The following is a 1,318-nucleotide window of genomic DNA, read 5'->3' as shown; positions in this document are numbered from 1 at the left end:
AGAGAGGTGGCCCCGTCTGATCGGACAGCTTGGCGGCAGGAATAAGCTAATCCCGGTTGTCGTTACGCCGCCACTTTGTCGTATGGGCCTGTTGACGATCCTGCCGGGGTTAACCCCGGCAGGATCGTCGGTCCGGTTTGATGATATGCCTCGTCCGGTGTCCGTCCCGCTAGCGCCGAATGCGGGCGCCGGGCATTGTAATGTCCAATCCATGTCGTCAGCCCGGCCCGCAGTTCAGATCCGGTCTCGAAGGCATGCAGATAGACGCATTCGTATTTCATCGACCGCCATAGGCGCTCGATAAAGACATTGTCCATCCACCGGCCCCTTCCATCCATGCTGATCTTGATGTTCCGGTCCTTCAGCAAGCTGGTGAAACGCGGGCTGGTATATTGGCTGCCCTGATCGGTGTTGAAGATTTCCGGGGTGCCATGGCGGGCCAGGGCCTCCTCCAGTGCCTGGATGCAGAAATCGGCATCCAGGGTGTTTGACAGCCGCCAGGCCAGGATCTTGCGCGTCGCCCAATCCATGATCGCCGTCAGATAGAGAAAGCCCTTGCGCATCGGGATGTAGGTGATGTCCGAGCACCAGACCTGATTGGGCCGGTCGATCACCAGCCCCTTCAGCAGATAGGGATATGTGGGGTGCTGCGGATGCGGCACGCTGGTCCTGGGCTTCTGATAGATCGGCGCCAAGCCCATCCTGCCCATCAGCCGGCCGATCCGCTTGCGGCCGACCTCATGGCCCAGGCGCCGCAGATGCCGGGCCATCTGCCGGGCCCCGTAATAGGGCGTTTCCAGGAACTGCTCGTCGATCAGGCGCATCAGCGACAGGTTCAGCGGGCTCTCCGGCGCCGGCCGATGGTAAACCCCGGACCGGTTCAGCGACAGCAAGGCGCATTGCCGGACAATCGACAGGCCCGCGCGGTCCCGTTCAATCATTTGGCGCCTCTGATCAAGCCCAAGCGAACAGAGGCGTCCCGCAAAAAATCCCGTTCCACCACCAACTGACCGATCTTGGCGTGCAGCTTCTCGACATCCGCGCCGCTGACCGCAGCGTCCGGCTCCACGGCTTTGCCGGAAAACGTCGCTGCCATCCCCTCGATCGCCTGGCGCTTCCATTGCGCGATCATCGTGTGGTGGATCGCGTACTTCGCCGCCAGTTCCGCCAGGGTCTGTTCACCCTTGATCGCCTCAAGCGCGACCTTCGCCTTGAATTCCCCCGAATACCGCTTCCGCGTCACCTTGCCCATCAATCCTCGTCCTTCCAGCAGACGGGATTAGCTTATCACCCTGTCCGATTTCATGGGGCCACCTCT

At 61.5% G+C, this 1,318-nt stretch carries 1 protein-coding gene; it reads right to left on the bottom strand.

The window, feature by feature from the left end:
* Positions 1-62: 62 nt before the first annotated feature.
* Positions 63-1,252 (bottom strand): IS3 family transposase gene (locus ACM9LZ_RS25810; RefSeq protein ID WP_416622366.1). Its coding sequence is split into 2 segments (ribosomal slippage): positions 63-976 and positions 976-1,252, totalling 1,191 coding nucleotides; the frame shifts between segments, so codons are not numbered across the junction.
* Positions 1,253-1,318 lie beyond the last annotated feature (66 nt).

The organism is Niveispirillum fermenti (assembly GCF_048066175.1).
GTDB lineage: Bacteria > Pseudomonadota > Alphaproteobacteria > Azospirillales > Azospirillaceae > Niveispirillum > Niveispirillum fermenti.
The sequence above is the reverse complement of the archived record's forward strand: the minus strand, read 5'-3'. Positions and strand labels throughout refer to the sequence as shown.